Origin of the sequence: Actinomyces sp. oral taxon 180 str. F0310 (genome assembly GCF_000185285.1) — a bacterium.
Taxonomy (GTDB): Bacteria; Actinomycetota; Actinomycetes; order Actinomycetales; family Actinomycetaceae; genus Pauljensenia.
Genome location: NZ_GL622194.1, coordinates 1370115 through 1388196 on the forward strand (window position 1 = coordinate 1370115; position 18082 = coordinate 1388196).

Below are 18082 nucleotides of genomic sequence, written 5' to 3' on the forward strand. Positions count from 1 at the left end.
TCGAGGCCGGGGTGGCCTCACCGGGTCTGTCAGCGCGCCCGGTGATCCAGGGCGCGGGAGATGATGTCGCCGACCAGCTGGATGACCTGCACGATGAGGATGATGGCGACGACGGTGGAGATCATGACGTCGTCCTGCCAGCGGTTGTAGCCGTAGTTGATGGCCATCTGGCCCAGGCCGCCGCCGCCGACTGCGCCCGCCATCGCGGAGTAGCCGATCAGGGTGATGGCCAGCGTCGTGATCGACTGGACGAGGGCGGGCAGGGCCTCGCGAATGAGGACGCCCCAGCGGATCTGCCGGTTGGACGCGCCCATCATCTGCGCGGCCTCGATCTTGCCCGGATCGACGGCCAGGAGGTTCGTCTCCACGAGGCGCGCGAAGAAGGGCGCGGAGAGGATCACGAGCGGCACGACGGTCGCCAGGGAGCCGGTGGATTTGCCCACGATGAGCTTCGTCAGGGGGATCAGCATGATGATGCCGATGATGAAGGGCAGCGACCGCACGATGTTGACGACGAAGGAGACGCCCTGGTAGACGGCCTTGTTGGGGGTGAGCCCACCCTTGCCGGTCTGGACCAGGACGAGGCCCAGGAGGGTGCCGATGACGACCGCGAAGAGGGTCGACAGGCCCGTCATCATGAGGGTTTCGAGGATCGCGGGGCCGAACTTGTCCGTCAGCGCGGGGTTGTCCAGCCACGTGGGGTCTCCCTTGCCCGCGGGCAGGAGCGCCAGCGCGTGGGCGGCGGTCGCGGCGGCGTTGTGTGCGGCGGTCATTGGTCCCTCACTTCCGCGTGGACGTTGTTCTTGCGCAGCTGCTCGATGATCTTGTCGGCGTGGTACGCGGGGACGGTCAGGGCCAGGCGGCCCACCTGCACGCTGCCCAGGGACTCGAAGGTTCCGGCGGTCACGTCAGCGCCCATCGACGAGGCCAGGTGCAGGACGGTGGCTCCCGTGGGCACGCCCGGGTGCGAGGTGAACACGACGTCGAGGAGGACGACGCCGGAGCCGGCATCGGCGGGGACGTCCGCGGTGTCGACGACGGGCATGGGCACGAGCTCGCGGGCGAGCGGCGTGGCGGGGTCGGCCACGACCTCTTCGAGGCTCCCCGTCTGCAGGACCTGCCCGTGGCCCAGGAGGGTCACCGAATCGCAGATCTCGCGAACGACGGCCATCTCGTGGGTGATGATGACGACCGTGACACCGGCGACGCCGCGCACGCGGCGCAGCAGCGCGAGGATCTGCGCGGTCGATTCGGTGTCGAGTGCACTCGTCGGCTCGTCGCACAGGAGGACGGCGGGTTCGTCGGCCAGGGCGCGGGCGATGCCGACGCGCTGTCGCTGGCCGCCGGAGAGCTGGGAGGGGTAGGAGTTTCCGCGCCCTTCAAGGCCGACGAGCTCGAGGAGCTCATCGACGCGCTGGTTCCGCTTGACCTTGGGTACGCCCGCAAGCTTGAGCGGGTAGCCGATGTTCTCTGCCGCGGTGCGCGCGTCGAGCAGGTTCGCGGCCTGGAAGACCATGCCAATGCGGCGCCGAGCGGCACGCAGGTCGGCACCGGCCAGCGCGCTCAGGTCGCGCCCGTCGACGACGATGTGGCCATCGGTGGGCTTCTCCAGCGCGGTCAGGCACCTGATGAGCGTGGACTTACCCGCGCCAGACCTGCCGACGATCCCATGGATGGATCCTCGTTCGACGTGCAGGTTCACCCCATCGAGCGCGACAACCTGGCCGCCGTTTTTCACGGGGTAGACCTTGGACACCCCGGTGAGGTCAATCATATGCTTCTCCGTTACTGGGCCGGTCGGCCCGCACGTTCAGCATATGGGGGGCGGATACGCGAGCGCCATGCATGCCGTTACAAAACTTCGTATCGTGGCTAAACCCTCACCGATCAGTGCACATACCTCGTAACGCCGCGCATTCGCGGGGTCGGTACACCGCCCTCGCACCATCGAAACCCGGGCGAGGCGCCGCACGCACCCCAGCGCCGCGCTCGCCCAGCTGTTCCCCGGGCGAGGCCCCGCTCACCGAGGCAGTCCCACGCGCGACGCACGGCCGAGGCCCCGCTCACCCGGCGAGGGCGATGCCCGCCACGGCGGCCGCCCACGATGCCGCCCAGGTGCCGAACGCGAGCGCCAGGCTACGCCCCCGGAAGCCGTCCGCCCACAGGGTGACCGAGTCCACGACGGCGGTTGAGAACGTCGTGAAGCCGCCCAGGAACCCCGTTGACACGATCGGCATTATCTCGGCGGGCACCGCCTGGGTGGCCACCCCGGCGAGGAAGCAACCCAGGACGTTGACGACCAGTATTCCCAGGCGCCCTGCCGCCGGATCACCCCAGGCCGACAGGCCCCGCTGCGTCGCGCGGTCCAGCCAGAACCTCGCGCACGCCCCCGCGCCTCCCGCCAGGGCGACGGCCGCGTACACGGCGGCGTTCACGCTTGATCGCCCCCTGCCCTCCGTGCAGCTGCCGCGCGCCCGGTATCGCCCAGCCGTTGCCCAGCCTCCGTGCCCGCCCACGCGCACGCCCCGCCCAGGGCCAGCAGGCCCAGGGACTGTGCGACGGCCTCGGCGACTCCGTTGAGAGAGGCGTAGCCCACCGAGGCGATGATGTAGGTTCCGTAGGTGGTAAACGCCCCGGCGAAGCCCGTTCCGGCCAGGAGCCTGAGGCGGCGCAGCGACGACGGATCCCCCGCTCCGCTCGCGATCCTGCCCGCGACCCACGCGCCGAGCAGCCCCAGGCCGAACGCGCCCAGCGCGTTGACCGCCAGCGTCGACCACGGAAGAAAAAGGCCTCGCGCCGGGTACATGGCCGCGACCTGGTCCAACGCGGCGCGGGCGGCGCTACCCGCGACCCCGCCCGCTCCGACCACGACAGAGTCGGGTATCCGTGTGCGTCTCATGGCGCCACTGTACGCCCTGAGCGAGCGACTTCTGGGATGCGGGGCTCCTACACTGGCAGGCATGACGAATACCGGACGCTTCGCGCCCTCCCCGACGGGCGATTTTCACCTGGGCAATCTGCGTACCGCCATCCTGGCCTGGGCGTGGGCGCGCGTGAGCGGACGGCGCTTCGTCCTGCGCATCGAAGACATTGATCGGGCGCGCGCGGGTTCCGCCGACCGGCAGATAGCCGACCTGGAGGCCATCGGAATCGACTGGGACGGGGATCCGCTCGTGCAGACGACGCGGGCCGACGCTCACGAGGCCGCCCTGGAGGAGCTGGCCGCGCGCGGCCTGCTCTTCGAGTGCTACTGCTCCCGTCACGACATCCGCGAGGCGGCCTCGGCGCCCCACGTGCCGCCCGGCCACTACCCGGGGACATGCCTGTCCCTGAGCGAGGAGGAACGCCGCGCCCGGCGCGAGGCGTTGGCGGCCCTCGGTCGCGCACCCGCGCTGCGCCTGGCTGCCCCCTGCCCGACCTGGACCGTCACCGATGAGCTTTACGGCGACTACACGGGGCCGGTCGACCACTTCGTCGTTCGCCGCGCCGACGGGGTTCCCGCCTACAACCTGGCGGCCGTGGTGGACGACGCCTTCCAGGGCGTCGATCAGGTTGTGCGAGGCTGCGACCTGCTCTCCCAGGCACCGGCTCAGGCACAGCTGGCCCACCTGCTGGGTGCCCCCGTGCCGACGTACGCCCATGTTCCCCTCGCGCTCTCCCGCTCGGGTGCTCGCCTGGCCAAGCGTGACGGGGCGGTGACTCTGCGCGACCTGCGAGACCTGGGGTGGTCCGCCTCGGATGTCGTCGCCTTCATCGGCGAGTCTCTGGGCGTCTCGGGCGCCCGGTGCGCGAGTGACATCGCGCGGGCGCTGGGGATCGAGGGCCTGCGCGCCCTGCCCACCGACCCGTGGGTGGTGACTCCGCCCATCGGGCGGCAGGCCTGATCCGGGTGGAGCCGTGAGCGACCGGGGGGCGCGGTTGGCTCGGACGGAAGGCGCGGTTGGTGAAGCCCGCGAAACCCAGACCACCCTGGCTGCGGTGCGCCCGCGCCCGCTGAAACCTAGACCACCCCCGCTGCAGGGCACACGCCGCCTGAAGGGCAATTTCGGAAGGCACGGGCGCTTCCGGTTTCACACACGCCCACAACAACCCAGGCACGGGCGCCTCCGGTTTCACGCCCGCGCCCCCCGCTGAAACCCAAACCAGACCCGCTGCAGGGCACACGCCGCTTGAAGGGCAATTTCGGAAGGCACGGGCGGCCCAGGTTTCACCTACGTGGATGACTTCCGCGTCGCTCGCATCAACCAGCCCGCTTCGCCAGCCAGCCCACCAGCCCGGAATGTGACAGCGCACCGGCGTCGAACGCGGCAGGACCGAGCAGGCGGGGCACGACGGCAAGCGCCGGGCGGGCAATGGAAAAGCACCCCCGCAGGGGTGCTGTCCATAAATGCAGAACCCCCACCGGTGGATCGCACCGAGGGGGGCCGCTGCGCGCCCGAAGGGACTCGAACCCCCAACCTTCTGAACCGTAATCAGATGCTCTATCCATTGAGCTACGGGCGCAACGCCGTTTGGCTGGGTACAAGCTTACACGCTCTGCGACGAGACACAAAATCAAACGGCGTGACGTGAACCACTTAGAAGGGGTGCGTCTCGCTCTCGACCAGGACCGAGAAGCATATACGGAGATCCTCCGCGCACCCGGCAGCGCACCCTTATCCTTGCTGCATTCCTGCCCTGGGGAGGTTCGGATGATACCGTCACGCGGAGGACCGAAACCCAGCATACACGCTTCCCGCTCTCACGCGCAGCGGCCAGGCCTCTCAGCCGCCCGCGGGCAACGCCAGCACGTCGGTCCCCACCATGTGGGACGCTCCACTCGGCTACAGCCGCCCGCGGGCAACGCCGCCGCATCCGTTACACGCGTCTACCCATCGACCAGCTCTCTCCCTCCCACCGAACGACATCTACCCTGAGAGGATGAGCACTCTCACCATCCCCGGCGTCGGCTCGCTGGAGCCACGTCCAGCACTGGACCACCCGGAACTCCTCGCTCCCCCTGTCGCACAGGCGCTATCCGCCCTCGCCGAGCGGGGGGTCGCAACCGTTTCGTCCGCCCTGGTTGCCGCCATCGATCCCAGCCTCGCGGACACAGAGGAGATGACGAAGGCGTTCGGCATGGAGTTGTCACTCTCGTCAAACTGCATCCTGGTCGCAGGCAAGCGTTCGGGAGAGGAGAGGATCGCCGCGTGCGTCGTGCGCGCGACGACCAACGCCGACGTCAACCACGTCGTCAAGAAGCTTCTGGACGTTCGCAAGGCAAGCTTCTGGCCACAGCAGCGCGCGGTCGAGGCCTCGGGCATGGAGTACGGCGGCATCACCCCGGTCGGGGTGCCCGCCTCGTGGAGGCTTCTCATCGACTCTGCGTGCGCCTCGGGTTGGAACTGCATCGGCTCCGGCCTACGCCGCTCCAAGCTCTTCGTGACGGGCGAGGTCCTGGCGTCTCTTCCGGGCGCGGAGATCATCGAGGGCCTCGGGGTCTAGGCCGCGAACGAGGCGCGGATTGCGCCAGCTCGCCACGAGACCGAGCCGACTTTTCCCTGCAAACACAAAGAAAACCCCGGAACCTGAGGCGGTCCCGGGGTGACGTGGCGGAGGATGGGGGATTCGAACCCCCGAGGGCTTGCACCCAACACGCTTTCCAAGCGTGCGCCATAGGCCACTAGGCGAATCCTCCGTGCACACTGTGCCCGTCAATCATAAGCGACGACGCGTCCCGCGCGCCAATCCAACCCAATGGGGCAGGTCACAGGCCGAGGGCGTAGATGATCCCCACGACGGCGACACACCGTGCACCTGCCCGCCGACGCTCACAGGCCGAGGGCGTAGATGATCCCCACGACGGCGACGAGTATCCCATCAAAGATCAGGGCCGCGACCGCCTCGTGGGTGCCAATCCGATCCGGAAGGTCCTGGGCGCGCACGAGGCCGATGATCGCCAGGACAACGCTGACCGGGATGGGAATGAGGAACACGCCGGCGACGGCGAGCCACAGCGCCACCTTCGCGATCGGATTGGTGATCGGATCGGGAGAGTTGTAGCGGCCCCCGGAGAAGATGGCACCCACGTCGACGTATTCGGTTCCCGGAAAGAAGGCCCTCTCGGCGTTGGGTGAGGCGGAGGGAGCAACGGGCGCGTACCCGAAGCGGTCACCGGCGACGCCGGAGTATGGGTCGCCCGGATCCACGAAGCCGGGGGCGGCGGGGTAGGCCGCCGGGCTGCCCGACGGGGCGCCGCTGGGCGCGGGGGCGAGGTTTGGCGCGGGCACACTCATGCCCCAACTATCCCACAGCGAAAGGGGCATCCACCACACTTTGTGCGTAAGTGCGTTTTTCGCGTGGCGAAGACGCCGCTCCCACGCCCGGACGCGCTACCCTGTTGTTCCGACCGGTACGGCCAATCACGCCCATCAACTGATCGGATTTTGACGCTTATGAGCGAAACGAAGACCTCGCTGTTCCGTTGGAAGCTTCACGGCAACGGCACATCCATTAATCCCGGCGACGTCGTCCTACCCGGCGAGAGGCTCTCGTGGCCGCGCACCATCGGCATTGGCGCCCAACACGTGGTCGCGATGTGTGGCGCGACCTTCCTCGTTCCGTTGTTGACAGGTTTTCCCCCGTCAACAACGCTTTTTTTCACCGCGATCGGCACCCTGCTGTTCTTCCTGATCACGGCAGGCCGCCTGCCCTCGTACCTGGGTTCCTCGTTCGCGCTGATCGCGCCGATCACCGCGGTGTCGGCCACTCTGGGATCCTCCTACGCGCTCGGCGGCATCATCGCCACGGGCGCAACGCTGACGCTCGTCGGCCTGATCGTCCACTTCGCGGGCGTGCGCTGGATTGACGCGGCGATGCCTCCGGTCGTGACCGGCGCAATCGTCGCGCTCATCGGCCTGAACCTGGCCCCTGACGCGTGGAACTGGGTCAAGGAGGGGCCGATCACGGCCGTCGTGACGATCGTGTCGATCTGCCTGGTGACGGTCCTCTTCAAGGGCATTCTCGGCCGCCTCTCGATCCTCATCGGCGTGCTGATCGGCTACGTGGCCGCGGTCATCCAGGGCGAGGTCGACTTCTCCGGCGTCGGCAAGGCCGCCTGGTTTGGCTTCCCCGAGTTCCACGCCCCCGCCTTCTCCATCTCAACCCTCGGCCTGTTCCTGCCGGTCGTGTTCGTTCTGGTCGCCGAGAACGTCGGCCACGTGAAGTCCGTGTCCGCCATGACAGGCGAGAACCTGGACGACGTCACCGGCCGCGCGCTCATGGCGGATGGCCTGTCCACGATGCTGGCCGGCAGCGGCGGCGGCTCGGGCACGACGACCTACGCCGAGAACATCGGCGTCATGGCGGCGACCCGCGTCTACTCGACGGCGGCCTACGTGGTCGCGGCGTGCGTCGCGTTCACCCTGTCGATGCTGCCAAAGTTCGGTGCCCTCATCGAGGCGATCCCCCACGCCGTCCTCGGCGGCGCGGGCACGGTCCTGTACGGCATGATCGGCATGCTGGGCGTGCGCATCTGGGTGCAGAACCGCGTGGACTTCTCCAACCCGGTGAACCTGAACACCGCCGCGGTCGCCCTCATCGTCGCGATCGCGAACTTCACGTGGGTCATCGGCGACATGACCTTCGGCGGGATCGCGCTGGGCACCGCGGCGGCGCTGCTCATCTACCACGGGATGCGCCTGATCTCGAAGCTGCGCGGCACGAACCTGGAGGCGGCGTCGCCCGCGTCCGCGCCGTCGGGTTCGGAGCTGGAGGGCGAGGCGTACTCGACGCGTCATCGCGCTCCGGCGACGCAGGCCGACGCCTGATCCGACGCATTCACTGACGAGGCCGGGGCCCGGCCACTCGCTAACCGCACGGTGAGGGGTGGGTCGGGCCCCGGCTTCGTTTCAAACGACGCGACCCTCGCCGCGCGTGCGACCACAAACTATTTCATAGGTTGCTAATCTTGTCCTAGTTACCCTGGGAGAGGAGAAAGGCCCATGAACGTCGCAAACATGGCGGCCGCGCTCTTTGCTCCTTCAACACTTAAGTCGGTCTTATATAACGACACACCAGCCCCTCACGAAAAGCTGATCGAAGCACTACGAGTCGAACTAGACCTATCTACCAGCAGCACTCTTTCCGAAACAATCAATAAGACCTACAGTATATTACGTCGCGAAGGTAATAGAACTGATTACGTTTACAGAAACGCGATCATAGATAAGGTTGTTATAGGCAGGCACTCGATAAACACCGCAACACCAATTCAGGAGTTCCGCGTCGGATCATCACTCGCAGACCTCGTTGTACTCAACGGCACTTCAACTGTCTACGAAATCAAGTCAGAACGAGATACACTCAGGCGTCTAGCATCGCAAATTAAGAACTATGCAAAGGTGTTTGAACGAACATACGTTGTAACGTCAGCCTCTAAAGCACAAGGTCTAGAACGCGATCTACCCGAGCACGTTGGCATCATAACACTGTCACGCGACTACACACTCCAGACTGTCCGCGAAGCAACCACTGACTGGGATTTGATCGACCCCATCGCAATTTCTCGCACAATGACAATCCCAGAAGCTTGCGCTGCACTTGAACATCTCGACATCCCCGCACCAAATGTCCCGAACATGCTTATTCGGCGCGCCCTCGATGAAACATTCAAAGGACTTGGGGCACAAATCTGTTCACGAGCCTTTATTTCGACAGTGAAAATCAGCCGCAAGCCGAGAGTAACGCAAGCTAATATCACCCGCGTGCCTCGACCACTCAGATCATTTGCCGTGTCGCATTTGCAAAAAGCAGATGAACTCACAATGATATTACAACGACTTGGAACAACACCCACTCAGAGCAAGGAAGGTCTGTAACACCATGTATTTCCCTTACTTTCGCGGAAAACAGTTTGAGCTAATCCTCCTACGTGAACAAGCAGAATTTTTTGCAAGTGAGCGCCAAATTCCAGTAATTGCGCCAGTGCGAAGAGATATCAAACAACTAAAAAGAACCGTTGAAGCACTCAACGAAGCTAGCAGTGAACATATCGTCATAGCGAACCCTTCTGCCGGAGATCATGCAGAGGACTACTCGGTACTCTTAGAGTATCTAAATGAAATACCCGCAGGTAGCAACACAGTCATCGGCTTTAAGCTCGACTTTGACACCACTAACACAGCCATCATCGATTTCTTCAATAATACACAAAATAGACACTTCGCACTGATCCATAATGGCTATCAAGATCACGCATTCCTAGAGCAAGAACTGAATACCCGAACCATACAACCAAAATACAACATCTTTCTCACGAATCCCGGAACTCGATACCGGCACAAATTTAATGCCAATAGCGTCATAATTGAAGACGGCTTCCAACAAATGCGCAATCGAGACTATCCACCGCTTGAGTTTTTTTCGGATCTGCATTTTAGTCACGCAACACTTGGATACGATCACTTCGGTGACTATCTCACGATAGGTGAGCAATTCCGGGAGGGCGGCGGACCTGCATATGCGGTCGCCATACATCTCACCTACCTTAACAAAGACGATGACAACGCCGTATGGATACGACACTATGTCTCCGACAGTAATGACTCACCATACGATCCCGGCGGAAAGACCTACGAAGCGCTTGCTAAGCTCCACAATGACTACTTTTCAACCACCCCACATCCCCTCCCAAGCACAGCTGCACTAAATCACTTACTCAATTATTTTTCAACAAATCACTACCCAGGACTTGGGATGCTTAAAAAGCTATCCATGTGGCACCATCTTTGCGTAATGGCCAGTGCGCACACTTCATCTTAGACCAAGCTCGAACAGCTATTCCTAACATTACGAAAGCAACATTCTAAAGGCACTAACCATGCTCCAACACATTTGCTCTAATTGTCTTGGAATACCAATTGACCAAGCTAGGTATGTATTTTCGGAATTTTTTGATTCCGAACCTCTCATCCCTTCGCCATGCCCACGAGATTCCGGCAGCGATGGTATCGTGCTCAACGCCGACATCATTTCGTCAATAGCCGACACCTTTCTCGAATTCTACGACTTTGAACCCCAAGGTGAGAGGCTTCAAGATTGCTTGAGTAGGGATTTTCATTTCTTGTCTCATATCCACAATCCGGACGACAAGAAGGAAATCATTCAATCCATTTTTGGGCTCGACTCACATCAAAATTTCCAACTTAAGCACGATGTCAACTACAGGAATAGGATCGACGAGTTTCACGAGGAACTCAAGAGTAGGCGGAGATATTTCTTCAACAAACATGATCATTTCGGCTTCATCTTCGAAATGCTGGACTCGCTAATTGGAGCCGCTACGCCCGCAAGTATCATTCCAGAGTTGATGAATCATGATTTGCACCTATATCGCGCACGGATCGGCTCAGAACAGGACAAGTACGGTAATCCAATCCCATTTCCAGCCTCCCAAATGCGCGAAGCACCGAGTCATTTATGCAAAGGGGGGCGTATCAACCCCCCAGGCTTTTCATTTTTATATCTCGCCAGCAACGAAGAAACTGCCGCCTTAGAAGTTCGCGCCACACCGGCGGATCTTTTCACAATTGCACACGTATCTCTTTGCAACGATCCATTAATGCTCGATCTTCGAACATCCAAGATTTTGAGTTTTGTCGATTTTGAATATTATCCGGACCGTCATTTTATTCAACTACACCTTCAAAAGATTGCCGTTTTTAAGTACATTAGTGAAATTCTCGCCCGCCCTGTTGCTTCCCATGACCCAGTCGGGTACATTCACACTCAGATATTCTGTGAATATTTCAAAATTAAAGGTGTTCATGGATTGATCTATGATAGCACTCTCTGCCCGAGTGGCTTCAATCTTTGCCTATTTGAGCCAACTGAGTTTTCCGAGGTCACCGAACCGACATATCTTGCTCGCATTTCCGCCCTGAGTGCACGCGTGACACCTACTGGCGCTTAATCTAACACATTCATAGACGAGGCCGGGGCCCGGCCACTCGCTCATCGCACGGTGAGGGGTGGGTCAGGTCCCGACCTCGTTTATCTCTCTGAATTCCGCACGTCATTCCCGGGCACCTGACACATCTCATCAACACAATGCCTGGAATTCCAGGGATTATAGGCTCACCCACAAAGTGACCGGATGAGAACTACGTGCGAGTTGTGAGAGGAGGGCGCTGACTCCCAGAGCAGCGACAGCGATGAGGGGAAGAGCGCCCTGCTTGATAGCGGCGGAGCGCTTGTCGGGGCACGTGACGAAGAGCAGGAGGGCGGCAGCGAGCATGGAGCCGGTACCAAAGAGAGCGAGGGCCAGGCCGACAGTCGGCGATGCCAGGAAGTAGACGGCGATACCCGCACATGCCTCAATGGCGAGGAAGAAGTTGTAGAAGCCCTGATTGTAGGCCATTTCCTTGGTGGCCTCGGCGGACTCACGGTCCATGCCGAAGACGGACAGGGCGCGCGTCGTCCACGCGAAGGACTCGATGTAGAAGATGAAGACGTGGAGGACGGCGGCCAGGAGGGCTGCGATCATTCCGAGGATCAGCACAGGGTTATCTTTCGCAAACAGTCGACTGAATGCATTCCAACCTACTCTCGATAGGCGCAGACCAACATGGACGCTGCGGCACGATCGTCAAAGACTGAACGAGTTTTGCCTCACAGGCGCCGCAAGGACACGGGAAACCCGCACAATCAGTCATCCTCACTTTCGCCGCCGCGCAGTTCATCGAGCATGCCTGCCGTAATGATGCCCGAGGGCAGGGCGACGACCGCGACGCCCATGAGCGAGGAGATCATGGCGATGGCGCGCCCGACATCGGTCGAGGGATACAGGTCGCCGTAGCCGACCGTCGTGAGGGAGACGACCGCCCAGTACACCGCATCGAAGAACGTGTGAAAGGTGTCCGGCTCGACGTTGAAGACGACGAGGGCGCTCACGAGGATGTAGGCGATGGCGAAACAGAGGACGGCGAGCAGGGCCTGCCGCTGCTTTTCGAAAACGGCGGAGATGGCAGAGGCGCTCCTGGAGTAGCGAATGAGCTTGAATGCCCGCGCCGCCCGGAACAGGCGGAGCACCCGCAGCGTACGGAACGCGTCGTTGAGGGCGAGGAAAACGGGCAGTATCGACAGGAGGTCGATGATGGCCATGGGCGTGAAGGGGTAGATGACGAAGGACAGTGCCCCCTTGCCCAGCTTGAGGTCGGCCGTCACCCATCGGGCGAGGTAATCGAGGATGAACACGACGACGCACGCATACTCGACCGCCTCGAGCGCGGCATTGCTGTCCTTGAAGCACAGGGGAACGAGGCTGGCCACGATGAGCACGGTCATCACGCGACCGCACCACATCGCCTCCCCCTCCTCGCCGTTCACCAGGGAGTAGAGACGTTCACGCACGCGCGTCACCCCTCCTCGATGCGCACTCGCTGCCCCGGGGCGCGCACGCGCGCGGAGGCATCAAGGAGGACAGAGGCGTGGAGGGCCGCCGCCAGGAGGGCCGTGATCGTTCCAACAGTGAGCACAACAGCTCCTCTCGATGGTCTTGACATGCGTGCTCCTGACACTACTCCCGAACACTCGGGACGACACGAGCAGCGACGCACCGTTGTCAAGAAGCCCAGCGAGGGACACCTCACATCCCCTTCACATGGAAACTATTGTCGTGTGACACTATCCGCATGGCAACGTCAGCATCCTCGCTCTTTACGGCTCTGATCCGCGCGGAAGTACGCGCCTGGAACTCGGTCGAGACTGCCCTGAGCCGGGCGGGAAACCCACTGACCCTGGGCAGGTTTCTCGTTCTACGCACGGTCAGAGACACCCCCGCGTGCCGGATTCAAGAGGTGGCCTCCAGCCAGGGAATCACGCTGGGCGCCGCGTCGCGCCTCGTGGACCGCCTGCACCGCGACGGCCTGCTCACCCGCACCCGGTGCACGCACGACCGGCGAGCGACGATCCTGACGGTCACCGACGTGGGCCTGGCCCACCTCGAGGCGGCCGCGCAGATCGTCGAGGCCGCGCAGAAGACCGCCTTCTCCGCGCTCTCCGCACCCCAGCGAGAACAGCTGGCACTCATGCTGCCCAGCGTCGGCCAGTCGGGGGACCCCGTGTGGCGTTACGCCTCGGCCAGCGAGGGGGTTCACGCATGATCCGCTTCGACCACGTCTCCAAAACCTACCCGGGCGGCACGCGCGCCGTCGAGGACTTTTCCCTCACCGTCGAACGCGGCTCGACGACCGTCTTTCTGGGCACCTCCGGCTGCGGCAAGACGACGCTCATGCGGATGGTCAACGCGATGGTCACCCCGACCTCGGGAACGGTCTTCGTGCGCGGCCGCGACGTCGCCGGCGAGAATCCCGTGCACCTGCGCCGCTCTATCGGCTATGTCCTGCAGGAGGGAGGCCTCTTCCCACACCGCACGGTCGCCGACAACATGGCGACCGTGCCCCGCCTGGAGGGCACACCCGCGCGCGAGGCCCGCGAGCGCGCCCGCGAGCTCCTGGACCTCGTCGGACTGGAGCCGGACCTGGCGAGGCGCTACCCCGCCCAGCTCTCGGGCGGCCAGCGCCAGCGCGTGGGCGTGGCCAGGGCGCTCGCCAACCGAGCTGACATACTGCTGATGGATGAGCCTTTCGGGGCGCTGGATCCGCTGGTCCGAGCCGACCTTCAGCGCGAGCTGAAGGAGATCCAGGCGGCGCTGGGGGCGACGATCCTCTTCGTCACCCACGACGTGGACGAGGCCTTCACCCTGGGCGACCAGGTGGCCGTCCTTTCGCGCGGCGGGCGCATCGAACAGGTGGGGGCACCCTCGGACCTCCTCTCGTCCCCCGCCTCGGAGTTCGTCGCGGACTTCGTCGGGGCTTCCCGCGCTGCCAGGCCCGTTCGCCTGGCGGGTTCGGGTTCTCTCCTGGTCGACGAGGAAGGCACCCCCGTGGGGACGCTGACGCCCGGCTCCGGGGGCGAGGGGACGGCGTCGTGACCTGGCTGAGTTCCAACTGGGGCCTCATCGGCGAGCTCGCGGCCACGCACCTGTGGATCGCCCTGCCAGCCGTCGCCCTGTCCGTCCTCATCTCGGTGCCCATCGCGCGCTGGGCGGCGTTCTCGCGCCGAGGCGGCTGGGTGCTCTCCGCCCTGTCTGCGCTCTACGCGATTCCGTCGCTGCCGCTCCTGGTGGTCGTCCCCGTTCTCATCGGATCGGCCATGCGTTCCCCCGTGAACATGATCGTGGTGCTGACCCTCTACGGGGTCGCCGTCCTCGTGCGCCATGCGTCGGAGGGGTTCCGGGCGATCCCGCGCGCGACCCTGAGGGCGGCGAGCGCGTGCGGCTACTCGGCCCTTCGGCGCTTCGCCGAGGTTGAGCTCCCGCTCGCGACACCGGTGATCGCGGCCGGAACGCGCGTCGTGGCAACATCGACCGTCTCGCTGGTCACGGTGGGCGCATTCATCGGGGTGCGGTCGCTCGGCACCCTCTTCACGGACGGGTTTCAGCGGGGGATCGTCGCCGAGGTCGTGGCCGGCCTGGCCGCGACGGTTCTCCTGGCGCTCGCCGTCGACGCGGCGATCGCAGGCATCGGCTGGCTTCTCACCCCGTGGGTAGGAAGGGGCCGAGCATGACCATCCTGATGACCGCGCTCGCGTGGCTGGCGACCCCGTCGAATTGGTGGGGTCCCGCGGGCATCGGCGCGCGCACGCTGGAGCACCTGGGCCTGACCGCCCTCGTCGTGGCGCTCGCGGCACTAGTCGCGATCCCCGCAGGCACGTGGATCGGACACATGGGACGAGGACGGTGGCTGGTGAGCGCAGCGGGCGGTGCGCGAGCGGTTCCCACCCTGGGCGTACTGACCCTCGTCGGCCTGTGGCTGGGGATCGGGCTGGCCGCTCCCACGCTCGCCCTCCTGGTCCTGGCGATTCCTCCCCTGCTGTCGGCCACCTACTCGGGCATCGCCTCGACGCCGCGCGCAACCGTGGATGCGGCCCGCGCGATCGGATTGACCGAGGCGCAGGTCCTCACGCGTGTCGAGGCCCCTCACGCGGCCGGACTCGTGGCAGCCGGCGTGCGCTCGGCGACCCTGCAGGTCATCGCGACGGCCACCCTCGCCGCCTACACGGCCGACTACGGGCTCGGGCGCTTCCTCTACGCGGGCCTCAAGACTCGCGACTACGCGCAGATGATCGGCGGCGCGATCGTCGTGGTTGCGCTCGCTCTGGCGGTCGACGCGGCGCTGGCGACCCTGACCCGCGCGCTGCGGGCGCGCACCCATTCTCTCCCCGAATCGGGGGAACACTCACCAAAGGAGTCCCAATGAAACGCTCAATGATGACGATGGCCGCCGTCGGCGCCGCCGCACTGGCGTTAGCCGCCTGCGGCTCGTCCAACACGCTGGAGGGAGGGAGCCCAGACTCGACCACGATCGTGGTGGGATCGCAGGACTACTACTCGAACGAGATCCTGGCCGAGGTCTACGCCCAGGCGCTCGAGGGCGCCGGATTCACGGTCGAACGCCAGCTGCGGATCGGCCAGCGCGAGGTCTACATGCCCGAGCTGTCGGCCGGATCGATCGACGTGTTCCCCGAGTACACGGGCAACCTGCTGCAGTACCTGCAGCCCGACGCGCAGGCGAGGACCTCCGAGGACGTGTACCGAGACCTGTCCGCCGCGCTCCCCTCCGGGCTGCGCGCCCTGGATCAGGCCGCGGCCACCGACCAGGATTCCTACGTGGTGACCACCGCCTTCGCCTCCGAGCACTCCGTGGCCTCGATCGGCGACCTCGCGGGCGTCACTCCCCTGGTCCTGGGCGGCAACTCGGAGCTGCAGACGCGCCCCTACGGCCCGACCGGGCTCCAACAGACCTACGGGGTGACGGTCTCCTTCACCCCGATTGAGGATTCCGGCGGCCCCCTGACCGTGAAGGCCCTGACCGACGGAACGATCCAGCTGGCCAACATCTATTCCTCGGATCCTTCGCTCGCGAACGGGGACCTGACGGTCCTGGCCGATCCGGCCGGGCTGTTCCTCTCCTCACACGTCGTCCCTCTGGCGTCCTCGCGAGTGAGCGCCGAGGCCGCTTCCGTGCTGAACTCCGTGAGCGCGGCATTGGACGCGTCGGATCTCATCGAGATGAACAGGGCCTCGACCCAGGAGCAGAAGTCCGCCTCGCAGATCGCTCGGGATTGGCTGACTTCGGAGGGATTCGCGTCCTGACGACGCCTGGACGCCTCGGCGGGTGCGCGCAGGGCCGCTGGCCTCGCCCGCGCCCGCCGGCGGCTTCGCCGCGTCTCGAGGCGGACACACAAGCCACCCACTTTGTGTGACACACACCATCATTTGACCTACATTTTACATTTGTAACCAAAATGTAATGCGCACATGATGGACATCCTTGGAGTCTTTCATGCGCACCGGGTTAGGCTCGGACCATAGCTGAGGGCGTCGCCCCCAGATCAACCATCGACCAGAAGGAAGAATCCATGAACCTGAAGAAGGCATGGCTCGTCATCCCCGCGGCCGCCGCACTCGCCCTGACCGCCTGCGGTGGCACCGGCACGTCAACCGGCTCCGGCGACAAGATCGTCACCCTCAACGGCTCCGAGCCCCAGAACCCGCTGCTGCCCGGCATGACCAACGAGAACGGCGGCGGCAAGATCCTCACCGCTGTCTTCAGCGAGCTCGTGCGCTACGAGAACGACGGCAAGGCTGTCCTCGACGTCGCCGAGTCCATTGAGCCCAACAGCGATGCCACCGAGTGGACAATCAAGCTCCACAATGACCGCAAGTTCTCCGACGGCTCTCCCGTGAAGGCCCACAACTTCACCAAGGCCTGGAACCTGGTCACCTCCGCCAACCAGCCGCAGGCGACGTTCTTCGACTTCTTCGAAGGCACCGACGACGAGGGCAACGGTGAGATCACCGGCCTGACCGAGGTCGACGACTACACCTTCACCGCCAAGCTGAAGAACCCCACCTCGGACTTCATCTCCCGCCTCGGATACACCGCCTACGCCCCGCTTCCCGACTCCACGCTGAGCGACCCGGAGGCCGGCGGCCAGCTGCCCGTCGGCAACGGCCCCTACAAGCTCGCCTCGGCCGACGCGTGGGAGCACAACGTCAAGATCTCCCTGATTCCCAACGAGAACTACGTCGGCGACGAGAAGCCCCAGAACGAAGGCGTGACCTTCATCTTCTACTCCAGCCTCGACGCCGCCTACCAGGACCTCTCCTCCGACTCCGTGGACGTCCTCGACGCCGTCCCGGCATCCGTGTTCGCCACCTACGAGTCCGAACTCTCGGGCCGCACGGTGAACCAGCCCTACGCCGGCTCGCAGTACTTCACGATCCCGCAGTACCTGGATCACTTCAGCGGCGAGGAAGGCCGCCTGCGCCGCCAGGCCATCTCCATGGCCGTGGACCGCGAGACCATCACGAAGACCATCTTCAACGGCACCCGCACCCCCGCCAAGGACTTCACCGCCCCGACGCTGGCCGGCTACGACGCGAACATCTCCGGCAACGACGTCCTGACCTACAACCCCGACAAGGCCAAGGAGCTGTGGGCACAGGCTGACGCCATCTCCCCCTGGGACGGCACCTTCACCATCGCCTACAACGCCGATGGCGGGCACAAGGAATGGGTGGACGCCGCGGCCAACTCCATCAAGAACACGCTGGGTATTGCGGCCGAAGGCAACCCCTTCGCCGACTTCAAGTCCCTCCTCAACGCCGAAGACTCCGACTCCATGACCGGCGCCTTCCGCAACGGCTGGATGGGTGACTACCCTGCCCTGTACAACTTCCTGCAGCCGCAGTTCATCACGGGCGGCTCCTCCAACAAGGGTCACTACTCCAACCCGGAGTTCGACTCCCTGCTGACCCAGGCGTCCTCCGCGACCTCCTCCGACGAGGCGAACAAGATCCTCCAACAGGCCCAGACCATCCTGCTCCAGGACATGCCCGTCGTCCCGCTGTGGTACACCAACGCCAACGGCGCATGGTCCACGAAGGTCAGCAACGTGAACTTCGACTGGAAGGGACAGCCCGTCGCCTACCAGATCACCAAGAAGTGAGTTGTTAGACTCTCACCTCTCGTCGGGG

At 64.1% G+C, this 18082-nt stretch carries 19 protein-coding genes, 2 tRNA genes and 1 other RNA gene; 12 read left to right on the plus strand and 10 right to left on the minus strand.

The features are described 5' to 3' along the window. Window positions 1-29: 29 nt before the first annotated feature. From HMPREF9006_RS05790 to HMPREF9006_RS05805, 4 genes are all read right to left on the minus strand, one after another. The gene (locus HMPREF9006_RS05790; RefSeq protein WP_009212636.1) at window positions 30-773 is read right to left on the minus strand and encodes a methionine ABC transporter permease; all 744 of its coding nucleotides are present in this window, start codon (window positions 771-773) and stop codon (window positions 30-32) included. Next, window positions 770-1774, minus strand: coding sequence for a methionine ABC transporter ATP-binding protein (locus HMPREF9006_RS05795; RefSeq protein ID WP_009212637.1), 1005 nt, complete (start codon window positions 1772-1774; stop codon window positions 770-772). The genes HMPREF9006_RS05790 and HMPREF9006_RS05795 overlap by 4 nt, the downstream gene beginning before the upstream one ends. Window positions 1775-2063: 289 nt before the next feature. Continuing rightward, window positions 2064-2435, minus strand: coding sequence for a fluoride efflux transporter FluC (locus HMPREF9006_RS05800; protein WP_009212638.1), 372 nt, complete (start codon window positions 2433-2435; stop codon window positions 2064-2066). Continuing rightward, window positions 2432-2899: a CrcB family protein gene (locus HMPREF9006_RS05805; protein ID WP_009212639.1), complete on the minus strand. Its 468-nt coding sequence runs from the start codon at window positions 2897-2899 to the stop codon at window positions 2432-2434. Before HMPREF9006_RS05805 ends, HMPREF9006_RS05800 begins: the two co-directional genes overlap by 4 nt. Window positions 2900-2960: 61 nt before the next feature. Here HMPREF9006_RS05805 and gluQRS point away from each other — a divergent pair, with 61 nt between their 5' ends. Then, the gene (gene gluQRS, locus HMPREF9006_RS05810) at window positions 2961-3884 is read left to right on the plus strand and encodes a tRNA glutamyl-Q(34) synthetase GluQRS (protein ID WP_009212640.1); all 924 of its coding nucleotides are present in this window, start codon (window positions 2961-2963) and stop codon (window positions 3882-3884) included. A gap of 546 nt (window positions 3885-4430) precedes the next feature. Here gluQRS and HMPREF9006_RS05815 read toward each other — a convergent pair. Continuing rightward, a tRNA-Arg gene (locus HMPREF9006_RS05815) sits at window positions 4431-4503 on the minus strand. Between the two features lie 118 nt (window positions 4504-4621). After that, an RNA gene (gene ffs / locus HMPREF9006_RS10325) (signal recognition particle sRNA small type) lies at window positions 4622-4717 on the minus strand. A gap of 203 nt (window positions 4718-4920) precedes the next feature. Here ffs and HMPREF9006_RS05820 point away from each other — a divergent pair. Beyond that, a complete protein-coding gene (locus HMPREF9006_RS05820) occupies window positions 4921-5484 on the plus strand; it encodes a YbaK/EbsC family protein (RefSeq protein WP_009212641.1) in 564 nt (187 codons plus the stop codon). Between the two features lie 105 nt (window positions 5485-5589). Here the strand turns inward: HMPREF9006_RS05820 and HMPREF9006_RS05825 are convergent. Together HMPREF9006_RS05825 and HMPREF9006_RS05830 are read right to left on the minus strand one after the other, a co-directional pair. Then, window positions 5590-5677: transfer RNA gene (locus tag HMPREF9006_RS05825), tRNA-Ser, on the minus strand. Window positions 5678-5810: 133 nt separating this feature from the next. Further along, window positions 5811-6275: a hypothetical protein gene (locus HMPREF9006_RS05830; protein WP_034231221.1), complete on the minus strand. Its 465-nt coding sequence runs from the start codon at window positions 6273-6275 to the stop codon at window positions 5811-5813. Between the two features lie 159 nt (window positions 6276-6434). On the opposite strand from HMPREF9006_RS05830, the gene HMPREF9006_RS05835 reads away from it, so the two are divergent. The 4 genes from HMPREF9006_RS05835 to HMPREF9006_RS10330 all read left to right on the plus strand — a co-directional run bounded on the left by HMPREF9006_RS05835 (window position 6435) and on the right by HMPREF9006_RS10330 (window position 10951). Next, the gene (locus tag HMPREF9006_RS05835) at window positions 6435-7808 is read left to right on the plus strand and encodes a uracil-xanthine permease family protein (protein WP_009212643.1); all 1374 of its coding nucleotides are present in this window, start codon (window positions 6435-6437) and stop codon (window positions 7806-7808) included. Between the two features lie 174 nt (window positions 7809-7982). Next, window positions 7983-8858, plus strand: coding sequence for a sce7726 family protein (locus HMPREF9006_RS10590; protein WP_009212644.1), 876 nt, complete (start codon window positions 7983-7985; stop codon window positions 8856-8858). A 4-nt stretch (window positions 8859-8862) separates the two neighbouring features. Further along, window positions 8863-9801 carry a sce7725 family protein gene (locus HMPREF9006_RS10595; protein WP_009212645.1) on the plus strand — a complete coding sequence of 313 codons (939 nt, stop codon included), beginning with the start codon at window positions 8863-8865 and terminating at the stop codon, window positions 9799-9801. 190 nt (window positions 9802-9991) lie between these two features. Continuing rightward, entirely contained in the window at window positions 9992-10951 is a 960-nt protein-coding gene (locus tag HMPREF9006_RS10330; RefSeq protein WP_009212646.1) for an RES family NAD+ phosphorylase, read from the plus strand. 156 nt (window positions 10952-11107) lie between these two features. Here HMPREF9006_RS10330 and HMPREF9006_RS05845 read toward each other — a convergent pair whose 3' ends face one another. Then, a complete protein-coding gene (locus HMPREF9006_RS05845; protein ID WP_009212647.1) occupies window positions 11108-11539 on the minus strand; it encodes a DUF1304 domain-containing protein in 432 nt (143 codons plus the stop codon). Window positions 11540-11685: 146 nt separating this feature from the next. Further along, window positions 11686-12390: an ion transporter gene (locus HMPREF9006_RS05850; protein WP_034232177.1), complete on the minus strand. Its 705-nt coding sequence runs from the start codon at window positions 12388-12390 to the stop codon at window positions 11686-11688. 281 nt (window positions 12391-12671) lie between these two features. Here HMPREF9006_RS05850 and HMPREF9006_RS05855 point away from each other — a divergent pair, with 281 nt between their 5' ends. From HMPREF9006_RS05855 to HMPREF9006_RS05880, 6 genes are all read left to right on the plus strand, one after another. Next, complete coding sequence (locus tag HMPREF9006_RS05855) at window positions 12672-13142, plus strand: MarR family winged helix-turn-helix transcriptional regulator (RefSeq protein WP_009212650.1); 471 nt, start codon at window positions 12672-12674, stop codon at window positions 13140-13142. After that, complete coding sequence (locus tag HMPREF9006_RS05860; protein ID WP_009212651.1) at window positions 13139-13972, plus strand: ABC transporter ATP-binding protein; 834 nt, start codon at window positions 13139-13141, stop codon at window positions 13970-13972. The genes HMPREF9006_RS05855 and HMPREF9006_RS05860 overlap by 4 nt, the downstream gene beginning before the upstream one ends. Then, window positions 13969-14607 (plus strand): ABC transporter permease, encoded by a 639-nt coding sequence (locus HMPREF9006_RS05865; RefSeq protein WP_009212652.1) that lies wholly within the window; start codon window positions 13969-13971, stop codon window positions 14605-14607. Before HMPREF9006_RS05860 ends, HMPREF9006_RS05865 begins: the two co-directional genes overlap by 4 nt. Beyond that, window positions 14604-15299 (plus strand): ABC transporter permease, encoded by a 696-nt coding sequence (locus tag HMPREF9006_RS05870; RefSeq protein ID WP_009212653.1) that lies wholly within the window; start codon window positions 14604-14606, stop codon window positions 15297-15299. The genes HMPREF9006_RS05865 and HMPREF9006_RS05870 overlap by 4 nt, the downstream gene beginning before the upstream one ends. Then, window positions 15296-16195 carry an ABC transporter substrate-binding protein gene (locus HMPREF9006_RS05875; RefSeq protein ID WP_009212654.1) on the plus strand — a complete coding sequence of 300 codons (900 nt, stop codon included), beginning with the start codon at window positions 15296-15298 and terminating at the stop codon, window positions 16193-16195. The genes HMPREF9006_RS05870 and HMPREF9006_RS05875 overlap by 4 nt, the downstream gene beginning before the upstream one ends. 266 nt (window positions 16196-16461) lie before the next feature. After that, window positions 16462-18054 (plus strand): peptide ABC transporter substrate-binding protein, encoded by a 1593-nt coding sequence (locus HMPREF9006_RS05880; protein WP_009212655.1) that lies wholly within the window; start codon window positions 16462-16464, stop codon window positions 18052-18054. Window positions 18055-18082: the final 28 nt, after the last annotated feature.